Below are 20,226 nucleotides of genomic sequence, written 5' to 3'. Positions count from 1 at the left end.
GGTGTGATGGGGTTTCTCTTGGTCGAAAGATCCGATCACTTGGAGGGCTATTAGTTCAACATTTCTTATCCCGAGTTCAGGTTAAATAGTTCTGATTCAGTTTGAATGAACATTAAGCGGCCTAAGGGCCGCTTTTTTGTGGTTGATTTTTATGCTTTTTGTCCACGGTATTAGATGATCTGCAGTTATTTATCATCTGATTAGATTTACGTTATTAATACTTATTAAAAATTCTATTTTCATAGGTGACAATGTGAAAGTAACATTTTTATAACTGACTATTTTGTATAATATTTATCCTGTAACTTAATAAGGTTGTAGGAGCCTGCATCAGATTATTAATAAGATGATGAATTAATTTTTCTAATGATGAATTCAAAATAAAATCATTATAGAACTGAGAGGTTATCAGGCAGAATCAATTCTTTGAGTTGTTGGTAGTAGCAAAGATGCATGAGACGCAGATTATTGGATTACTTTGGCTGATTGGGATTATTGCCGAGGCGATGACGGGCGCTCTGGCGGCTGGCCGCAAGCAGATGGATTTGTTTGGTGTGGTGATCATTGGCTGCGCAACGGCAATTGGTGGCGGCACACTAAGGGATATGATGCTCGGAAATTACCCCTTAATTTGGGTTGAGCATGTGCATTACCTTATTGCGATTGCATTCGCTTCTTTGCTCACTGTCGCTATCGCCCCTGTGATGCGTTATCTGTCTAAGTTATTTTTGGCTATTGATGCCTTAGGCTTAGCCGTATTCTCCATCGTGGGCGCACAAAAGACGCTAATGCTGGGATTTAGCCCAACAATAGCCGTAGTTATGGGATTGGTCACAGGTGTCTTTGGTGGCGTTATCCGCGATATTCTGTGTAACCAAGTGCCTTTGATTTTTAAAAAAGAACTCTATGCGGTGATTTCATTACTGACGGCAGGCTTGTATATCGTCTTAAAAGCCTATCAGTTAACGGAATGGATTAATCTGGTTATTTGTTTAAGCGTTGGTTTTAGCTTACGGATGTTGGCGCTGCGATATCATTGGTCTATGCCGACCTTTGACTACCAATCCAGTGGCGATCAGCATACACATTAAATCGTAAAACCAAATCGTAGAAATAGAACCGTTAAACAAAAGGGCAGCTAAGGCTGCCCTGTTTTTTAGCTGTGAATTACTGCCGGGCTTGCAGGGTTTTCAAGGCTTCAAGGGCAGCATCATAGTTAGGATGCTCTGTGATGTTTGGTACTAACTCTTGGTATTGGAGCTTACCTTCTGCATCTATGATGAAAATGGCTCTAGCCAGCAAGCCGTAATCTTGAATTAACAAACCATACTTTTCACCAAAATCACGCCACACGCTATCTGATAGCACTTTGATTTTATCTACGTTTTCCACTTTACAGAAACGCTTCTGTGCGAAGGGTAAATCGGTACTGATCGTTAGCATGATGACGTCATCGGAAAAATGGCCAACTTCGCTATTGAAGCGCTTCGTCTGCAGTGCGCAAACACCTGTATCTAGGCTTGGCACGGCACTTATTAGTACCGTTTTACCCTTAAAATCACTTAGCATCACTGGCGAGAAATGCTCATCAACGACTTTAAACCCCGGTGCCATTTGCGACAATTTTGGTCTTTTCCCTTCTAAGGTGACTGTTTTTTCACCCATTAAAACCTGTGTTTTCTCACTGGCGAGTGTATTGGGACTCATCAGAACTAGGCTATAAATACAGCTTGCGGCTAAAAATGAAACATATTTTTGCATTGGATTTCCTCACACATGAATATCTGTGCCTTCGCTAATATCTGTCCATTAAGGTACGCTAAAATGATGCGTAGAACCATAAAAAAAGGTCGGTAATTACCGACCTTTTTTATCCACTAATTGTTATTTGCTTAGCGGCAATTCTTTGACATGAATATCCATTTGTGGAAATGGAATACCGATATCTGCAGCGTCTAATGCATTTTTTATTTGTTCAAGCAGTTGGAAACGTGCAGTCCAATAATCAGATGTTTTTACCCAAGGACGAACCACGAAATTGATTGAAGAGCTAGCCAATTCAGAAAGTCCAACTGTATATGCTGGATCTTTTAACACATACTGGTTGTTATCTAAAATATCGGTCAATACTTTTTTAGTGAGTGCGATATCGGCGGAATAAGATACGCCAATCACTAAATCGATACGACGACTATCCATCGCTGAGTAGTTAGTGATAGTGCCATTCATGATAGATGAGTTTGGCGCTACGATAACTTTATTATCAGGAGTGCGAAGCTTGGTTGAGAATATGGTTATTTCATCAACAGTGCCGGCGATACCTGCAGCTTCAATATAGTCACCTACGCGGCAAGGGCGGAATAACACCATTAACACACCTGATGCAAAATTAGACAGAGAACCTTGTAGCGCTAAGCCTATTGCTAAACCTGCAGCACCGATAACGGCTACCAGTGATGCGGTTTGTACGCCAATTTGGCCTAACGTAGCAATAACCGCGAAAACAAATACCACTGCCCAAGCGAGGTTCGCGACAAATGAAACGACTGTCGGATCAACTTTACGGCTGTTCAGTAATTTACGAACAAGCTTCTGTGCTACGCCCGCAAAGTATTTACCAACGAAGAAGATGATAATGGCGAATAATGTTTTTAAGCCATAAGTCACAATCAGATCTGGTGCTTGCTTTAATAAACCTTCGAGGTTTTCCATTGAATAACTCCCTAAATATACGCTAACAAAAACTATTTATTATTGACGATAAATTCTACTCGTCGATTTAAACTGCGCCCTTCGCTAGAACGGTTGTCCGCTACAGGTTCAGATATACCTTTACCCATTACGGTAAAGCGATTTGGATTAAAGCCATAATCTTCAACCAAAATACGTTTTACATTTTGAGCCCGTTGAAGTGATAGTTGATAATTAAACTCTGGTGTACCAACGATATCTGTGTGGCCTACTAAGGTTAATTCAGCATCATTTGTTTCTAAGAATGCTTTTACTAAGGCTAAAGTTTTCCATTGAGAAAAGTCAACCTCGGCAATGGCAAATTCAAAATACACCATAGCTGCAGAAATATTATGACAATCTGTGTTTAACTCAGCATTTGAATGACTCATATCGCAAACTGGTGATGCAGTCATTTCCACAGCGGCTTCTTCCACACAACCATTAGCCATAACAGGTGTATTTGGCTCTGTGTTAGGACAGGCATCTTTGATATCTGGCACTCCATCTCGGTCAGTATCAGACCAAGCAAATACCTGTGATGTTAGGCTTAAACTTAATAGCAAAAGCGCTAGCTGAATCCATCGAGATTGGGAGTTTTTCACTACAAATCACCTATTGAACGATAAGTATTAGTCAAAATTACTAAAGCGATCGCATTGTTGTAGCATGACCATCTTAGTGTGGCATTCTAACGAGTAAGACTCTTTTCGCCAAGCTAAACGCGTACAAGCGTCCATACATCGACAGATAGATATCGGCAAGATATTGAGTATATTTATGTTTTTATTAGTAGATGTCAGTATGTCAATACTTGCTTCAAGCATGAGCGAGGTTCTACATCGGTAAATTTGTCGACAAGTATGACGATAAACTATACAAAATAAGCCTTTAGCGCTAGAGTCTTGAGCCCATTATGCGCCAACCAAACTTTAAGTTGAGGACAAGATGATAGATTTACGCAGTGATACTGTTACCCAGCCAACAGCAGCCATGCGGTTAGCCATGTCCAGAGCCGAAGTGGGTGATGATGTTTACGGTGATGACCCTACGGTAAATAGTTTGCAGGATATGGCTGCGGAGATGTTTGGCTTTGAAAGTGCATTATTTACCTGTTCGGGTACTCAAGCAAATTTATTGGCTTTGATGGCCCATTGTGATCGTGGAGATGAGTACCTGTGCGGTCAGCAGGCTCACAATTATAAGTTCGAGGGCGGCGGCGCCGCTGTCCTAGGCAGCATTCAACCTCAACCTTTAATGAATCAATTAGATGGCACTATTGCATTAGCTGACATTGAAGCCGCAATTAAGCCTGATGATATCCATTTTGCTCGTACTCGTTTGCTTAGTTTAGATAATACGATTGGCGGTAAGGTTCTCCCGCAAAGCTATTTGGCGGATGCGCAGGCATTAGCCTTTAATCGCGGATTAAAAATTCATTTAGACGGTGCGCGAGTTGCCAATGCTGCGGTGGCGCAGAATATTGCAATAAGTGATATCACGGCGCACTTTGATTCAGTGTCGATTTGTTTATCCAAAGGATTATGTGCGCCAGTCGGCTCATTACTCTTAGGTGATGAACGCTTGATTAAGAAAGCCATTCGTTGGCGTAAAATGCTTGGTGGTGGCATGCGTCAAGCTGGGATACTTGCCGCTGCGGGTAAGCTTGCTTTAACTGAGCAAGTACAACGGCTTAGTGAAGATCATGACAATGCAGCGTACTTAGCTCGGCAGTTGGCAGAATTCAGTGAGTTCGAGGTCAATTTAGCCGCAGTACAAACTAATATGTTATTTGTTACATTAGCATCCCATATTGATGCGAACTTATTGGCTAAACACTGTCGAGCGGAAGGCATCCTGATAAGCCCAGGGCGTACGCTTCGGCTTGTGACTCATAAAGATGTCAGCCGTCAGGACATAGATAAAGTGTTGCGTGTTGTTAAGCAGTACCTCAAAGCCTAAGTGTGGATTGATTTTCTGTTTTACTGAAATGCCCGAGCTTTGTCTTGGGCATTTTTATAGGCAGGCATTGCTTAATGTTGAATTATTAAGCAATTAATGAATGATTTGCTAAAACAAGCTTTAGACAACAGGCGAAATGTTTGCGTTTATCTATACTAAAAACAACAAGATTATATCGCTAAGGTAACTTTAGGTTGAAGCCTAATAACAATACTAATAAAGGGGTCGATTATTGGACAAATCGGATCAGTGAATTGGAAATGCCAGCACTGTGTTCGACTGTTAAATCGCTAGAAAAGCTCGCCAAGGATGACGTTTCCTCTCTCGCATTACTCGGGCGTAGCGTGATGCATGATAACGCCTTAACCTCTCGTATTCTTCGAGTTGCTAATAGCGCTATTTACCATAAAGGTAGTAGCCAAATCTCTACTGTCAGCCGAGCGGCTATAGTGCTTGGTTTCGATGCGGTGCGAAATATCTGTATCACAGCCAAGTTACTCTCAAGCTTGTTAGAGAGTAAAAATTTGGCACCTAACGTATATCAAAGATTAATAAAGTTGATGGCTAAAGCATTTCAAGCCGCCATGATTGCACGGATGATGTTGAGCCATTATGACGAAGAAATGCAGGAGGAAGCTTTTATAGCCTCTTTACTGTATCACATAGGTGAGAGTGCTTTTTGGAGTATTGGTGGTGAGTTCACCGAAGAGTTAGATCTAAAACTGCGTGAATGTGTAACGCCAGCAGAGGAACGAAGTATAACCCGCGAAGCCCTCGGCACTTCTTTTTCACTATTAACTCAAAGTATTGCCCGCAATTGGGGATTGGGAGAACTGTTGGTCCATGCAGTTAATAATCCTGAAGACCAAAGACCTGAAATTCGGTCTATTTTTATTGCGGATAAGCTCTGCGATATTTTATCTCAACCTAATCTTGATAAGCAGGAATTAGGGAAACGTATCACGCAAGCGGCGAGTTTTACTGGACTAGAAGAGAATGAGTTTATGGTGCGGATGCAACGCTGCGCGAATGCGACCCATAAGTTAGCTGAAGTATATGGTGCTAAGGTGTTGCTAGACTATCTACCTGATCCTAAGCGTATGGTCACAGTTAAACCTGTTCCACTTCCCATTCCGTTAGATATGCCTGTCTATCAAGTTAACTTGAATATTCAGTTAGCTAAGCTACGAGAATTAACAGGCTTCGCCATTAATAAAGCCGATTTTAACCAAATCATGCAAACGGTTCTCGAAGGTATACTTGAGGGCGTTGGTGTTGACCGGTGCGGCGTGCTGTTATTGTCACCAAGCCGTAAACAACTTCAACCTAGAGTGATATTAGGTCGTGATGCCGATGCCATTAAGCAAGAGTTTATTATCGATTTGAGCGATAGGCGGGGATTATTTTACCAAGCGATGGAGCATAAGTTACCGCTTTGGGTAGATGATCCTAGCTCTAAGAAATGGCAAGAGCAGTGTAAAGAATTACAAGCGCGACATGTGTCACGTCAAGGCTTTTTATTGGCGCCATTATTAGTCGATAGTAAAGTGATCGGGTTTTATTACGCGGATAGGGGCCCTTCGGAAAGGGCATTTGAAGACGTGGATTTTCAAAGTTTCATCCACTTCTCCCAATTAGCTAATGTGTGTTTTACTGTGTCTCTGAGATAGTGATATAACTTAAGGTATTGTTTTTTAGTAATTTAATTTCAAACTGTATTCTTTCGAAATTGCACTCTTTCAAACCGTATTTTGGGGAGTGCTGCGCTATTGTTTGTTTACGGCTTTAATCTCGGCAGTTATTTGCTTAGCTACCTCATTAGGAATGGGAAAGCTTAAATGGTATTGCGCTATTTCCCAGTTGCCATTGGTTTTGATTAAAGTGCCTGTTCCTCGACTGACGCCATAGGCTGGACTATTTAATAACTCGTCAAACAATATGACATTGCCGTGTTGGATTAAATGACGCTCAGTTAAATCATAGCGCCAACCTTTTGTGGGGCGGGAGTAACGTTCAAATTCCGCCATTCCCCAGCGCTCACTCGCATCCGTGCCAATAAAAATGCCGTCTTTTCGGTACAGGGCAAAGTATTTATCCCAATTGGCATCGCTTGAATATTGGTTGAGTAAATCTAATACGTGAGCCGCCGCTTGTTGATCAGGATTCGAAGTCGTTTGAGTGCTTTGTGTTAGCGAGTCCTGTGCCTGTACGCTTACATTAAGGCCGCCAAGCATTAACGCGCTGAGCAGTAACCCCAAGGTAGCGCGATTAATATTGGAACCTTTAACTGAGAATGCATGAGTGTCTTTGAGCATTTTGCGTGCCTCTACTTTTATGGGTTAATGCCAGTTTATCGGATCGAGTTGATAAAAGCGGCTCAGTTCTCTATACAAGTCTGGGTGTTGTTGGTAAAAATCCTCTGGTTTCTCAAAAAAGACTTCGGTGATGACGGCAAAAAACTCAGCGGGATTAGTCGCACCATAATAATTAAATAATGAGGGCGTGCCAAAATTTGCACTGTGTTGTAATTGGGTAAATTCCCTACTTAGCACTTCAGACCAAGTGCTGTAGTCGGCAAAATGCTGCAGAATGGGTGCGCCATTGGCTTGGCCATCTTCTTGATCGAGCTGATGGGCAAACTCATGGATTACGACATTATTACCATCATGGGGATCGGCGGCGCCGTCTAGAGTATTTCTCCATGAGAGCACAACTTTACCGTATTCCCATGATTCCCCTGCCAGCACATTGCGTTGTTCCCACACGATACCGCTAGTGTCTTTATGTTGATTATTGACGATAAAGGCATCGGGATAGACCAAAATCTGTTTCAGTTTGGGGTAAAAGTCGGTTTTACGATTGAGTAGCAGTAGACAGGCTTGGGCCGCGATTGTGACTCTTACTTCATCCGTGATCTCAAAATTATCGCAGCCGATAAAGACTTTTTCATCGATGAAAATTTGGATATGCCGTTTGAGTTGCAGTTGTAGATCTGCGGGTAGAGCATGGAAGTAAGGCAGTCTTTTTTTGAGAATGCTGCGCCATTCTTTTGGAAAAGGTTTCATCGTGACTCGTCGACGATGTAAGGTCTTGCGCCAACGACTCGACAGTAGCCAGGTAATTGCGCCAATTCCTAGAATAAGCGTGATAACAATAGCGAGCATACTTCCCTGACTTTATCCTGATTAACTTAGTATTAGCTAATGGGGGTGAAGTCAGCTTAACTCAATCCTCTGGTGAAAAAAGAAACTGAACAGTCGCCGCATTTTATGGTTAGGAATAGCGAACAGGTTGGTTTAGTCGTGTCTCTGTACGATTGCGACCTGTTAGTTTGGCGTGATAGAGAGCCTCATCAGCTTGATTAATTAAGCTATTCGTATCCATAGGTTGTGATCGCTCCCAGCAAGTAATACCAGCGCTGATGGTCAGTATGCCGTCATGGGGGGAGTCTTCATGTGGTATTTTTAAACTGATGATTTTATTGCGTAATACTTCAGCAAAATGATATGCCTCCTCGAGATTGCTCGATGGTAGTACTATCATGAACTCCTCTCCGCCATAGCGGGCAAGCATGTAAGTGGGTTGTTTCAAGATCGATTTGGTGGCATTCACTATTTTCTTAAGACATTGATCGCCTGCGACATGACCATACCTGTCGTTAAATTGTTTAAAATTATCAATATCAAACAGAATTATACCTAGGGGCATGTTGTGGTCCCTTGCATACTCTAATTCTTTTTGGAGTTGTAAATCTAAATAGCGGCGATTATAGCAGCCAGTTAATCCGTCGGTTTCGGCCATGCCTTTAACCTGAGCTGCATAGCTTTTTAATGTCTCTAAGGAGCTCACCATTTGCTGGAGCTCTAAGTTATCAGTGACAGGCATTCTGGCGTCGAGTTTTTCATTGGCAATGGCATTCATTGCATCTCGAGTCGCCATGACAGGCTTGATGATTCCCTTAGTGATAAAGTGCCAACTAGTGAGCCAGATGAAGAAGCAATATAAGATGCCACTGCAGAAAATCAATACGATAAATGCGGTGCTATCGTTTTTAAGTTCGCGGCCTGTTTGCTGAATTTCATTTTCAACTTGGTTAACGAGATCCTGCGTATAGGTCGCAACGATTTGTGCGGCATCTGCTTGGTATTCTAAATGCGCATTGGCGATATGAGTGCTTCTAATCGCTTTGCGAGAAAGTTCAAAGAGGTTGTCTTCACCGACCATGGTCTGTTTTATTTGTGATAACAAATTAAAATATAAGTTTTTATCGCCACCGATACTATCAAGCATAGCCTCCATGCTTAACAGTAGTCGCATAGCATCTCTTTGGGTTTGGTTTAGTTCAACTAGATTGTCGATGATATTCACTTGAGTTAACTGGGTAAATAAGTGTTCTCCTAGATGACTAAATAAAGATAGCTGCTGATTGGTATTGATATTTAAAGCAATCTGGTCAACGTTTTTCAGCTTAAGCTGACGTTCAGAGTCCGTATTGATACGCTGAAATTGGGTTTGCATTTCATCGCTAAATCCCGACGCCATTGACGTTAAGTTGGCTTGAATATTGGCTGCCTGTGAATTGGCTTGTAAGGCAGTATCGGTTAACGTGTTGAGTAATGGCAGTTGTTGTAAGTAATACAGTTGAGTATCTAAGGCGTGATTTAATTCTTGCTTATTGACAGTAGAAGTTTCTATTGAGGCCAGTAGTCGTGAGTCATTGATGAGTAATTCCCATTGTGCAGAAAGTTCACCTAACAGGCTAGTTCTTTGTTTTTCATCATAATAGTTATTCAAGCGTGCAGTAATGATTTGTAGTTTTTCACTGTTTTTTGCCAGTTGCAGCGCGGTGGTGACTTTTACCACATCTACCCCGACTAAGTGTTCAATTTCTGATTTGAGTTGCTGTGACAGTAATATGGCGACAACACCATTTAATAGCGCCATGCCCACTATGATATAGAAGGCTGAGGTTATTTTTTGTTTCAAACTTTTCAGTGGTTTAGTGCTTGGCATTATTTTCTTTGTCAATAGCAGGTACCTCTCCATAGGTATTTTGGAGGTGTTTTATCTCTGCACTTAATTTAATGAAAATATCTTCACTGTTAGCGGGTCTGCGGCTTGCGCTAAAACAGGCGTGGCTGAGTTCAGGGTAAATTTGTCCCATGGCAGTACTGGTGAAATGCCCAAAGGACAAGACCTTAGTAGACCAAAACATATTGGCTATGTGGCTTGCCTCAAATGCGCCTGCTATGCCTCTTAAAGATTCATCTTTAAATTCTGGGGCTGTTACTACATCCATACGACAAGGATTACCACCACCCATAGCATAGGCATGTTGTGCCTCATAGGTGCCCATATATTTGAGCAGCCAATAGGCTGCTTGAGGGTTTTTGCTGTCGTAGCTAACGGCAAAGGCATAAGCGCCATTGTAGGGATAACCGCCAGGCACTTGGCTTACGGCTAGACGCGCGCCGAGAATGTTCTGTTCAACTTTAAAGGATTTATACCACAGATTATTGTAGGCAAAAGGCCACATTGCCGCTTGACCTGTCGCAATAGCATTAGCTGCTTCATTGAAAGCAAACTGCTCGTTAGCGGGAACTGCATAGGGCATTAATTCGCGATATTGCTTGGCCGCTTCAATGGCTTCATGGTTGATGGTAGGCACTTCAAAATGGGAGATCTGTTTCTGGCTGTTATAGACGGGCTGCATCCAAGTGCCACCTAAGCTCCAAATCATGCTAGAGAATTCATCGTTAATATGGGGCTTATCACCCGACATTAGCGCTAGACCGTAAAAGTCATGAGTCAGTATTTTATCCGCCAATATAGTGCCTGCTTTACGAGTGAAGAACTGAGCTTGATCTCGTAACTCTGTTAAGGTTTTTGCTGGTGCGAGTGGATAGCCAAACTGATGCAGAAAGTGAGCTTTTTCAGTTTTATTATCAAAGAGATCTGCTCGATAATGATTACCCATAACATAATTGTTATAGGGAATAGCATGGATTTCACCTTGATAGGACAAGATGTTAAGTAGCGATGGGTAATAGGGTTCTAGGTATTTCTCCATGGCCTTTTCGCCATCGGGATCGTAAAGTTTAGCGAGTTCAATTAAGGGCACTGTATAACCATTGGCAGCCCATTCTTTAGCCCAGCCCGCTTCCATTGTGAGTAAATCATATTTGCCTGAACCTTGAAGTAAATTCTGGGTCTGTAAGTTAAACATATCCTCTAATTCAGTACTGACCACTTGCACTTTTACGCCGGTTTTTGCGGTGAATTTAGGTAACATTTCTTGGGTTAAATAGTCGGTCCAAAATCCTTTTTCAGCGACCAAAGTAATGGAGGTTTTGTTTGTTAGCGGCGGGATTTGTGCCAATGAAAATTCTGCGTAACAGGGCATCATTATCGCTGCGGTTAAACAAAGAAAAATAAATCCGATCCGGTTTAACAAAAATAACACCTTAATGTTACGTATTGACTCTGAGTTAATATCATTAATTCAGCATTATGTATATTTAAGGATAGGTGGGATCAGAACTTATGCCGCGATTTTATGATGGTTTTTATTGTGTTTTTTACTTTTTGAGTAAAAAGCCGGTAACTCGATCTTAGCTAAGTTACCGGAAAAGGGTGGGAGTAGTGCGAATCGTTAACGGTTTTGGCGTTGTTGTTCTCGTAATTGCCTCAAGGCAATAGGTAGGTCGAAGTGTTGTTCAATCAAGAGTCGGAGCAGCTTTGATTTGGATATAGTGCTTTCTTCTGCCAGTGTAGCAAGATGGGTTATAGCCGCTTCACTGAGGGAAAATGTTGCTTTGCGATAGTGTGTTTTAGTTTCTACTTTTGCCGGGAATAATACGTCTGTTTCTAGGCTTTGTTTGTGTAAGCTCAACACATTTGAATGGCTCTGGGCCATGTCAGTTGTGATGTGATTTGCCTGTGAGCCTGTGTTTTTTGTGACAGTTGCATCTGCTTTATGATCTAGATTGCTTCTTATCTTATTCAGACTTTGTCCCATTGCGTACAAGTTTGCCGCTTCAATAAACTCATCTAACGAAAGCGAGTGCTGTAAGCTGCTAGATGACATAGCGTTTTTCTTGAGATCGCTGAGTCCCATTTTGCCCCCTTCGTTGAGTAGTCGTGTGAGTGGATTGAGTTTGATGGGTCAAATGATGATGCATTTGACTCACCCCCTGAGCGTGTATTGCAGGATGTAGGAGATTGGCTAAGCTGGCAGCACAATCGACTTGGAATAGTTCACAGGCGATAGTGCGAATTTCTTCGGCTGCTTTTCCTGTGGGCTCGATTTCAATTACCGATAATCCTGATTCTTCACTGTCATCATAAACATTGCGACAGTAAGTTATCGCGTCAAGGACATGGATATCATAGGTTTTACAGACTTCTTTGGCCTCTAAAATTCGGTTAGCTTGATTGGGTAGACTTGGACATTGGGTGATCACAAAAGAAGCCCGTAACTTGGGATTAATCATCTTACACGTCGCGACGATATCGTCCATGTGACACACAGTTTTTAAATCGCGGCGCTTAGGTCTTAAGGGCATTAAAATGTAAGCGGCGACTGACATGGTTGCTCGTAGCGCTAGGTTATCTTGACCACCGCAGTCGACGAGAACGACATCATAGTGTTGCTCAAGACTGAGTAAGTCATTACGGATCTTACCGTAAAGCTGCACGCAATTGATGCTGGCAAGTTGCGGATTGTTGTTTCTTGCATGGATCCAATCAGAGGTGGTGCGCTGGGGATCGCAGTCCACCATAATGACCGAGGCGCTACATTCTGTGGTTAGAAATACAGCTATATTTTGGGCCAAGCAACTTTTACCGCTGCCGCCTTTTTCTCCACCGATTAAGACTATCATGACGCATTCCTTAATTCTTTTGATGACCCTTGTGCAGCGAGTTGATGTGTTTGGAGCTATCCGCATTGATGTCCGAAATCGAATGTAAACCTAATGTTAATCTCGGTCAATTGGCTGATTTTTGACGTTTTTTAATTAAATTGTCGTAGGCGTTTTTCTGTCAGTATCTGGTCATATGCCGTTAATTTGACAAAAAAGATGAAACGAGGGATTTATGAAATTTTTTTGTTATCTTATTGGTTTTACATTGTTTTATCTGTTATCCGTCTGCTAAAAGGTTTGTTTGTGGTGATCGGTAACTGTGCATAGGATTTAGGGTGTAGTTTTTTATTTCTTCCTTGGTACAAATGTTAATTTTATATTTCTAAATGTTATTAACTGATCTGAGTAAATTATCAGCTTCTCAGTCGAAAGTGGTCTTGTTTGGTGAGGCACTTGTCATCAAACTGCCAAATGCTGGCTTTATCATCTCTATAGACTGACGTCTAAATCGCTTGAAATTTCAACCATGGAGAAGGGATGCCAAATGGATATCAAAACTATTATGCCTATTAAGTTTGAACTCGTTGAAACTGCACCGTTATTTCATGAACTACTTAATCTGCGGGCCACAGTTGGCCTCCCTTCTATTGGCGTTGAACTTGCGGATGTACAGGCATTGTTCTGGGTCTCTATTCGATTAAGTGACAAGACTGAATTGGAACATGCCGGCGCTGGGGCCGCTAAGTCTAATCTATTGGCAACGGCGTGTGTTTATGGCAATAAGCCCGGGCATTTGATGATTGAAGATTTTATTGTCTTACCCGAATACCAATCCTACGGGCTAGCAAAGATAATACTTGAGCGGGTGATGGCCTTTGTTGATGACCATGCGAGTGCGGGAACTTGTGTCAGTATGACCGCCCATGGTGAGCATGAGCGCTTATGTAGTGAATATGGTTTTCAGTATGCTCCCTGCGCTAATTTAGGGCCTAATTTGTTAAAAATTATCGCTTAATATTCGTGTGAGAATGCCTTTTAGGTGTTAGCTAGCACGTATTTTAGCCCTTGGGTATATAGTCACTTTTGTGTAGTTAACGGCGACATTCGTTCGCTTATGTTGTAGCATCCGTAGGATTATCGTGACGTTCTGTATGAGATAACAACCTATGGATCAGCAACTCCTTATTGATGCTGTTAATCAAAAAATGCCCTTTGGTAAGTACGCTGGACGTAAGTTGCTCGAACTACCCGAACCTTATCTGGTGTGGTTCCATAAGCAAGGTTTTCCTCTGGGGAAACTTGGTGAGCAATTAGCCCTAATGTACGAAATCAAACTTAATGGCTTAGAAGGCATGCTAAAACCGCTGTTGAAATGAGTTCCCTTCTTTGTAAGAAAAATACTGCTTTTGCGATAAGTGTTGTATTTCGTGATAGAGATTAGCGATTTATTGTTTTTAGCGTGCTTTAATGCAGCATATTAGCAAAACAAAAGGAACGCAGGCATGATGGCAAAATGGGTAAAATTAGCGGCAGTAGCGACTTTAGCGTTAGGCATGTCAAGTGCTTGGGCTCAGGGTGTCACCCACGAAGGTACTGTTGTTGATACGATGAACGGTGGTGGTTACACATACGTACAGATTAAAGAAGCTGATACCACTTTTTGGGCCGCGGGTCCTCAAACTGAAGTGAGCAAAGGCGATAAAGTGGCTGTGGTTGAGCAAATGTGGATGAACGAATTCACCAGCAAAACCTTGAACCGCACCTTTGATAAACTGTTATTTGTTGGCCAAATCGATAAGAAATAGTCAGTAGTATCGAGTGCGCTAACCTGAGCGCCTCTGTAATTCAGCGGCTTCGATACTTTCGAGGCCGTTTTTGTTTTTAGCGTTCAATGCCGCTAAATCTGAGTTTGTGACTATCTCGATGGGGACAAAGGCGGCAAAATAGCGGCTATTTTTCTAGCCGTTATTACTCAGCAGGGGATCACTCAAGTGATGGCGTTTGAACAGTTCGAGATCCAGCCTTATCAGTCATGTTATGCACGGGAAGTGAGTGAGTTATTTCATCTTTGCGTGCACAGCATTACCCATGTTCGTTATGCGCAGGCGCAGCTTATGGCTTGGTCTGCGGCGCCAAGATCGGCTAAACATTGGGATTTACGGTTACGTCGCTCGAAGGCGTGGGTGGTTTTAGCCATAGATGAAGCGACTGCTTCTTCAGTTTGTTGCGGTTTTATCAATGTCGAAACCCATTTCCCCCGTCAAGGTTACTTAGATAGCTTATATATACATCCAGATTATCAAGGTCAGGGATTAGGTGAGCGCGCTTATCTTGTTTTAGAAGCTTGGGCTAAGGCACAAGGCTATGTGCGCTTGAGCTTGGACGCATCTTATCTCTCTAAAGGGTTGTTTACTCGGATGGGATTTATTCAAATACAGCGCAGTTATCAGCAAAAACTTGGGCAAGTGATCCCCGGTTTCTATATGGAAAAGAATATAGGAAAGAATATTTAACGCGCGTTTACTATGGTTTCAGCTAGAAAGTGATGTAAGGTATTCCACAGTAAAACATTAGCTTAACGCCGTTTAGTGACACTATTTAACTAAATAAGCACTGTTTAGCTTAAATTAGAATTCGGTTAATCTAAGTCAATTAATGATTCAAGATGGAGGGCAGAGAATGAAGATTCGACTATTTACGCCATCGGATGTCTCGCAGTTGGCGGCAATCTTTGAGGCGAGTGTAATGCAAGGTTCTGGTGAGTTTTACTCCTTCGCCGAGCGCTCTGCATGGGCTTATATTGAAGGTGAGACCCGCAGCGAGAGTTATTGGCTTGAACGCTTACAGGGAACCACTATTTGGGTTGCCGAAACCGATAATATGCTGGTGGGTTTTATCAATCTTAAGATAGGCGCCGACAGCGATGTTGAAGCCGCTGCTGAAGTGGAATGTTTGTTTGTTCATCCAGAATATGCCCGTTCTGGGGTGGCTACCTCTTTGTATTTTGCGTTGTTTGAGGAAGTTAAAATCTTAGCGCTGAAACGATTAACGGTTGAAGCATCCTATCTCGCGCGGCCTTTTTTTGAGAAACAGGGATTTCGCAGTATTCGTCGTAATGAACATAAGCGTTTTTTGAATGCGACGGATAAAGCACAGGGCCAAGCTCAAGTGTTGGTTAACTTCAGTATGACGCTCGCCCTCTAACTCAGCTTATCAAGGTGCTGATCTGGTTAGCTAAACGAGGCCGTTAGCACTGCTTTATAACATCGCCTTATAACATCGCCATAGAAGCGCCAATAAAAAACACTGCCAAAGATGACTTGTGGCAGTGCTTCTCGGTGAGTGCTTATTAAGCTGGCATCTAATCACTTACTCAATCGTTTGCTTGGTAGTTTGCGAATAACGAATAACTAATAAATAGTGAAGCCGCATTATTTAATCGCTTTGTTAAATCATTTGTATTACGCGTTAGGCGACAAGTCGAACACCAATGCGGTAACTGGGCCGCTTGTCGCAGTAAAGTCGACACTCGCGAGTTGTGTCAGATGTGCGCCGTCCCCAGCCGTGAGTGTTGTGCCATTGATATCCAACGTACCTTCAATTAATTGAATATATAGATGACGATTTGCTTGAGCGGCGTTTCTACTCATCGTTACTTTTTCGCCTTCACTCAACACTAAACGATATAGGGTCGCATCTTGTTGCACTTTGAGCGTGCCATTTTCACCGTTTGGTGTCACCACGGCCGTCAGTGGTGAGCTTTGCTCAAATGCCTTTTGCTGATAACCCGCATCTATGCCTAAAGTATCTGGGCGGATCCAAATCTGTAAAAAGTGCAGCGGCTCGGTTTTAGAGGCATTAAACTCGCTGTGGTAAATGCCTTTACCTGCGGACATCAATTGAAACTCACCTGCGGGTAAGGTTTTGATATTGCCGAAGCTATCCTTGTGAGCGATAGTGCCGGATATTACGTAACTGATGATCTCCATGTCTTTATGACCATGGGTATCAAAACCTGCGCCGGGTGCCACTCTGTCATCGTTGATGACTCTTAGGGATGATATCCCCATGTGCTCTGGGTCATAATAGCTAGAGAAAGAGAAGGTATGTTGACTCTTTAGCCAGCCTAAGTCTGCTTGACCGCGATCCTGTGCTTTTCTTAATGTGATCATCTTGCTTCCCCCTTTATTTGATGCGGTTAGCGAATAGGTTATCTACAGCGAATTTGCCTGCACCTGATACCGTCAATGAGACTGTGGCTGCTAATAGGGCGAGACCAAATTCGTAGCCGTTATTGGCAAGGAACAGACCGTTGCCTATATGTACCGAGAAAATCGCCACAACCATAGTGAATGACAAGACGAGGGCCGTTGGGCGAGTCAGTAGGCCGAGCAATAGGAACAGGCCGCCGAAGAATTCACTTGAACCTGCCATCAATGCCATTAAGTAACCTGGTGTCAAACTAATGGATGCCATCCATTGTCCAGTGCCTTCTAAGCCGTAACCGCCAAACCAGCCAAACAGTTTTTGTGAACCATGGGCGATTAAGATGATCCCGATAGGAATGCGCAGTGCCAGTGGGGCAAAACTCGGGGCTGATTTCAGTGTTTTTGTGATCAGTGCTTTCATGGGATATTCCTCATTTCAAATTATTTAACGAATAGTTAAGGGTATTGTTCACTCAGTCTTAAGTCAGTTTGGCTGCAGTTCCGAAGAACTTCTCCATTGCTAAGCAGTGTAGACTTGACCTTTGGCAAAGAAAATCGGAACATTTTCAATTTCCATTTCAAATAATTTGAATATGAGGTTTATATGTTGCCATCTATTAGTCTTGATGGATTAATCGTGCTCGATGCCATTGATAAAAAAGGCAGTTTTTCCGCTGCTGCCGAGTCCTTGTTTCGGGTGCCGTCGGCACTGACCTACACAGTGCAGAAACTGGAAAGCGATTTAGGCACAAAATTATTTGAACGTAAGGGCCAGCGCGCCGAGCTGACCTTAGTCGGTCAACTTGTACTGCGCCAAGGCCGAGAAATCCTTGCGGCAACATCAAGGCTCGAAGAGGCGGTGCGTCAACTCGAGACAGGCTGGGAGTCTTCATTGACCTTAGCTATAGATACAGTGGTGCCGGATTTACCTCTGCTGCAGTTGATTGGTGAGTTTACTGAGCTGGGTAAGCAAGTGACTGTGAATATCAGCGAAGAGTCCTTAGGTGGTGGCTGGGATGCGCTCTATTCTGGCCGTGCCGATATCGCTATCGGCGTAACAGGGGAGTTGCCCAAAGGCCAATATCATGTGGTTGAAATTGGGGAGTTGGAGTTTGTATTTGCTTTAAATCCCGCGCACCCATTGGCGCAACATGCAGGTCCAATTCCGACCGAGGCATTGCTGCAATTTCCTTCTATTGTGGTGGCAGATAGTTCGACTGCCCTAGCACAGCGATCAAGTGGTTTATTTGATAGTCGCCAAGTGATCCGTGTGCCGAACATGCAGACCAAAATTAAGGCGCAGCAATTGGGATTAGGTGTGGGTTACATTCCAAAGCACTTGATCTTAGATGCGTTGGCGGCGGGAAGCCTAGTGGCTTGTCATGTGGAAATGCCGCGCCCAACTCAAGCTGTGTTTATGGCATGGCGTAAATATGCTGAAGGCAAGGCGCAGGATTGGTTTACTGCACGTTTACCGCAATGTGATTGGCAATTTTAAGCTCAGGTTTGGTTAGTGCTTTGTAAGCAGCCACTCACTTTGTTCCTCACAGCATTAATGCTTACGCCATGAGGAGCATAGCGCCTAACCTATACGTTGGCTGTGGCTGGTGTAATGCACATGCTGTGACAATAAATCAGACAGATTCGGTGAGCGATTCAAGAATCGAATAAAGGCCTGTGGCAAAGTCAGTGACTCCATCGACTCCTGCCAGCGGGCTTGCAGCAATGGAGAATAACCTTCTTTACCAGCGGCGGTATAAGATGTTGAAACTCCTACGTAAAGTGACTCAGGTTCAACGGGATACCATAGTGATTGGCTGTCCTGCTGCATCATCTCCAATCTAAATAAACGCTCACCCAGTGGGCGTCGCCCATCGTAGTAATACCGTAGGCCGTAAGTGTAGGGGAAGCTTCCAGCACCTGTACCACGGACACTGTTGTTGGTTGCCGCGTTAATCGCCGATTCGAGCGCTTGATAGAGGAACTGGCCTTGAATTTCATATTTAACTAATGGCAATTCGAAGGGCAGCAACTGCCCCATCACATCCGCTAGCGTCAACTGACCTTGGGCCACTGACTGGCGTACACCGCCGGCATTATGCAGAGCAAAGTTCACCCTAGGGTCGACCAGTTTGGCTTCTTGGAACATGCTGCGACTCACCCAAGGGGCTATTTCACTGCCGTGGGGCAGGGCTTTAGAGGGTAAGCGGGTATGGACTAAGTTCTTCGGCACCAGTGCTAACACTTTGTTTTCCATCTCTGCGATAGCGGGTTTGTAGATATCTCGGATCACGCCATCGATATCGGCATCGGCATCATCCCAAAAGATATTCGGATGCTGATTAAGCTGCTGGCGCACAGCTTGGTAATCTTGGTTATCGACTGCCGTGTTAGCACTTAAGATAAAGTGTTGATCTAGCATGAAGTAGTTGCCGCCTGTTAAGCTCAGCATTTTACCTTCAGCGTCAAATACTACCTCGGCCAAGCCGACGACTTCGGCATACTTACCCGCATGCACTATGGGCGTGTTATTGATGACTTCACCGTAGGGCAGGTTGCTCAAACCTAAGGCGCGAAAATCCCCCTGTAGCGTATGCGTGTGACCGCCGACGATAAGGCTAATACCATCGACTTCGGCCGCGAGGCGTTTATCCTGATCTAAGCCTAAGTGACTGAGCACGATAATATGCTTAATACCTTGATTTTTAAGGTGCTCAACCGTGCGCGCGGTAGTGGCGATAGCATCGACAAAATGGGTGTCGGGATCGGGACGAGCGATCTCTTTCATCTGATCTAAGGTAATACCGACAATGGCTAATGTCTTATCGTGGAAGGGCTTAAGCAGGTATTTCGCGCGTTTTTGCTCATGATCATAATCCAAGATATTAGGCAAACCCCGCAGACAACCGGGTTTGTTGAGATCTTCTTGGCTTAAATCCATATTGCCCGCAAGCAATGGGAAATCAATTTGCTTGGCAAACTCGGCAAGTCTGGCGTTACCTTCATCGATATCGTGGTTGCCAATGACCATAGCATCAGGTGCCAACAGATTGAGTAAGTGGGCGTTGGCCTTACCTTTAAAATGGCTGAAATACAGCGTGCCCTGGAAGCTGTCACCACCATGCAGGAAAATAAAAGGCGTATTAGTTTGTGCAGCGGTGTGACGCGCTTTTGTGATGTGATGGCCGATGCGGGCATAACCACCGCTATGGCTGGTCACATCTAGCTTATGTTGGCCTATGTTAAGGCTAAATTGGACGCGGCAGGGTTCAAAATTCGAATGGGTGTCATTAATGTGCGCGAGTGAGAGTGTGTAGCTCTGTGTCATAACTTACCTCTATTACGGCGGGTGAGTATATACCCAAGCAACCTGAAAATGCGAGTTTCAGAGGGTTCTGAGTCATCCGCATTCTAAAAGAATAAAGGGAGCTAGGCTCCCTTTATATTAACAAGCACTAAAC

Annotated in this window: 21 protein-coding genes; 9 read left to right on the top strand and 12 right to left on the bottom strand. The window is 43.5% G+C overall.

Annotation, left to right across the window (positions count from 1 at the left end):
- Positions 1-449 precede the first annotated feature (449 nt).
- Positions 450-1,091: a trimeric intracellular cation channel family protein gene (locus KO531_RS09260; RefSeq protein ID WP_028761275.1), complete on the top strand. Its 642-nt coding sequence runs from the start codon at positions 450-452 to the stop codon at positions 1,089-1,091.
- Positions 1,092-1,167: 76 nt separating this feature from the next.
- On the opposite strand, the gene tpx is transcribed toward KO531_RS09260, so the two are convergent.
- The 3 genes from tpx to KO531_RS09245 form a co-directional block, all read right to left on the bottom strand.
- Positions 1,168-1,761, bottom strand: a complete 594-nt coding sequence (tpx, locus tag KO531_RS09255; protein ID WP_219250974.1) for a thiol peroxidase — start codon at positions 1,759-1,761, stop codon at positions 1,168-1,170.
- A 123-nt stretch (positions 1,762-1,884) separates the two neighbouring features.
- Entirely contained in the window at positions 1,885-2,712 is an 828-nt protein-coding gene (locus KO531_RS09250; protein ID WP_028761273.1) for a mechanosensitive ion channel domain-containing protein, read from the bottom strand.
- Positions 2,713-2,744: 32 nt separating this feature from the next.
- The gene (locus tag KO531_RS09245) at positions 2,745-3,335 is read right to left on the bottom strand and encodes an OmpA family protein (protein ID WP_219233944.1); all 591 of its coding nucleotides are present in this window, start codon (positions 3,333-3,335) and stop codon (positions 2,745-2,747) included.
- A gap of 343 nt (positions 3,336-3,678) precedes the next feature.
- On the opposite strand from KO531_RS09245, the gene ltaE reads away from it, so the two are divergent.
- Together ltaE and KO531_RS09235 are read left to right on the top strand one after the other, a co-directional pair.
- A complete protein-coding gene (gene ltaE / locus KO531_RS09240) occupies positions 3,679-4,692 on the top strand; it encodes a low-specificity L-threonine aldolase (RefSeq protein WP_219250973.1) in 1,014 nt (337 codons plus the stop codon).
- A gap of 194 nt (positions 4,693-4,886) precedes the next feature.
- Positions 4,887-6,362: an HDOD domain-containing protein gene (locus KO531_RS09235; protein ID WP_212601117.1), complete on the top strand. Its 1,476-nt coding sequence runs from the start codon at positions 4,887-4,889 to the stop codon at positions 6,360-6,362.
- A 96-nt stretch (positions 6,363-6,458) separates the two neighbouring features.
- On the opposite strand, the gene KO531_RS09230 is transcribed toward KO531_RS09235, so the two are convergent.
- From KO531_RS09230 to KO531_RS09205, 6 genes are all read right to left on the bottom strand, one after another.
- Positions 6,459-7,007: a nuclear transport factor 2 family protein gene (locus tag KO531_RS09230; RefSeq protein WP_219250972.1), complete on the bottom strand. Its 549-nt coding sequence runs from the start codon at positions 7,005-7,007 to the stop codon at positions 6,459-6,461.
- A 24-nt stretch (positions 7,008-7,031) separates the two neighbouring features.
- On the bottom strand, positions 7,032-7,856 hold the full coding sequence (locus tag KO531_RS09225) for a M90 family metallopeptidase (protein WP_028761268.1): 825 nt from the start codon (positions 7,854-7,856) through the stop codon (positions 7,032-7,034).
- A 109-nt stretch (positions 7,857-7,965) separates the two neighbouring features.
- On the bottom strand, positions 7,966-9,705 hold the full coding sequence (locus KO531_RS09220) for a GGDEF domain-containing protein (RefSeq protein WP_219250970.1): 1,740 nt from the start codon (positions 9,703-9,705) through the stop codon (positions 7,966-7,968).
- Positions 9,692-11,095 (bottom strand): extracellular solute-binding protein, encoded by a 1,404-nt coding sequence (locus tag KO531_RS09215; RefSeq protein WP_219250981.1) that lies wholly within the window; start codon positions 11,093-11,095, stop codon positions 9,692-9,694. The genes KO531_RS09220 and KO531_RS09215 overlap by 14 nt, the downstream gene beginning before the upstream one ends.
- A gap of 249 nt (positions 11,096-11,344) precedes the next feature.
- Positions 11,345-11,809 carry a CopG family transcriptional regulator gene (locus tag KO531_RS09210; protein ID WP_219250969.1) on the bottom strand — a complete coding sequence of 155 codons (465 nt, stop codon included), beginning with the start codon at positions 11,807-11,809 and terminating at the stop codon, positions 11,345-11,347.
- Positions 11,769-12,575, bottom strand: a complete 807-nt coding sequence (locus tag KO531_RS09205) for an AAA family ATPase (RefSeq protein ID WP_219250968.1) — start codon at positions 12,573-12,575, stop codon at positions 11,769-11,771. Before KO531_RS09205 ends, KO531_RS09210 begins: the two co-directional genes overlap by 41 nt.
- 526 nt (positions 12,576-13,101) lie before the next feature.
- Between KO531_RS09205 and KO531_RS09200 the strand changes: the two genes are divergently transcribed.
- The 5 genes from KO531_RS09200 (at position 13,102) to KO531_RS09180 (ending at position 15,761) form a co-directional block, all read left to right on the top strand.
- Positions 13,102-13,572, top strand: a complete 471-nt coding sequence (locus KO531_RS09200; RefSeq protein WP_105251887.1) for a GNAT family N-acetyltransferase — start codon at positions 13,102-13,104, stop codon at positions 13,570-13,572.
- A gap of 151 nt (positions 13,573-13,723) precedes the next feature.
- Entirely contained in the window at positions 13,724-13,933 is a 210-nt protein-coding gene (locus KO531_RS09195) for a DUF3820 family protein (RefSeq protein ID WP_219250967.1), read from the top strand.
- A 126-nt stretch (positions 13,934-14,059) separates the two neighbouring features.
- The gene (locus tag KO531_RS09190) at positions 14,060-14,362 is read left to right on the top strand and encodes a hypothetical protein (protein WP_006082493.1); all 303 of its coding nucleotides are present in this window, start codon (positions 14,060-14,062) and stop codon (positions 14,360-14,362) included.
- Between the two features lie 186 nt (positions 14,363-14,548).
- On the top strand, positions 14,549-15,070 hold the full coding sequence (locus KO531_RS09185; protein ID WP_219250966.1) for a GNAT family N-acetyltransferase: 522 nt from the start codon (positions 14,549-14,551) through the stop codon (positions 15,068-15,070).
- A gap of 166 nt (positions 15,071-15,236) precedes the next feature.
- The gene (locus KO531_RS09180) at positions 15,237-15,761 is read left to right on the top strand and encodes a GNAT family N-acetyltransferase (protein WP_219250965.1); all 525 of its coding nucleotides are present in this window, start codon (positions 15,237-15,239) and stop codon (positions 15,759-15,761) included.
- 257 nt (positions 15,762-16,018) lie between these two features.
- Here the strand turns inward: KO531_RS09180 and KO531_RS09175 are convergent, their stop codons facing one another.
- Together KO531_RS09175 and KO531_RS09170 are read right to left on the bottom strand one after the other, a co-directional pair.
- The gene (locus KO531_RS09175; RefSeq protein ID WP_219250964.1) at positions 16,019-16,729 is read right to left on the bottom strand and encodes a pirin family protein; all 711 of its coding nucleotides are present in this window, start codon (positions 16,727-16,729) and stop codon (positions 16,019-16,021) included.
- Between the two features lie 13 nt (positions 16,730-16,742).
- Positions 16,743-17,186 (bottom strand): DoxX family protein, encoded by a 444-nt coding sequence (locus tag KO531_RS09170; RefSeq protein ID WP_219250963.1) that lies wholly within the window; start codon positions 17,184-17,186, stop codon positions 16,743-16,745.
- A 183-nt stretch (positions 17,187-17,369) separates the two neighbouring features.
- Between KO531_RS09170 and KO531_RS09165 the strand changes: the two genes are divergently transcribed.
- On the top strand, positions 17,370-18,263 hold the full coding sequence (locus KO531_RS09165; RefSeq protein WP_168824535.1) for a LysR substrate-binding domain-containing protein: 894 nt from the start codon (positions 17,370-17,372) through the stop codon (positions 18,261-18,263).
- Positions 18,264-18,347: 84 nt separating this feature from the next.
- Here the strand turns inward: KO531_RS09165 and KO531_RS09160 are convergent, their stop codons facing one another.
- Positions 18,348-20,093: a bifunctional metallophosphatase/5'-nucleotidase gene (locus tag KO531_RS09160; RefSeq protein ID WP_219250961.1), complete on the bottom strand. Its 1,746-nt coding sequence runs from the start codon at positions 20,091-20,093 to the stop codon at positions 18,348-18,350.
- Positions 20,094-20,226: the final 133 nt, after the last annotated feature.

The organism is Shewanella sp. NKUCC06_TVS (assembly GCF_019345515.1).
GTDB classification, from domain to species: domain Bacteria; phylum Pseudomonadota; class Gammaproteobacteria; order Enterobacterales; family Shewanellaceae; genus Shewanella; species Shewanella oncorhynchi.
The sequence above is the reverse complement of the archived record's forward strand: the minus strand, read 5'-3'. Positions and strand labels throughout refer to the sequence as shown.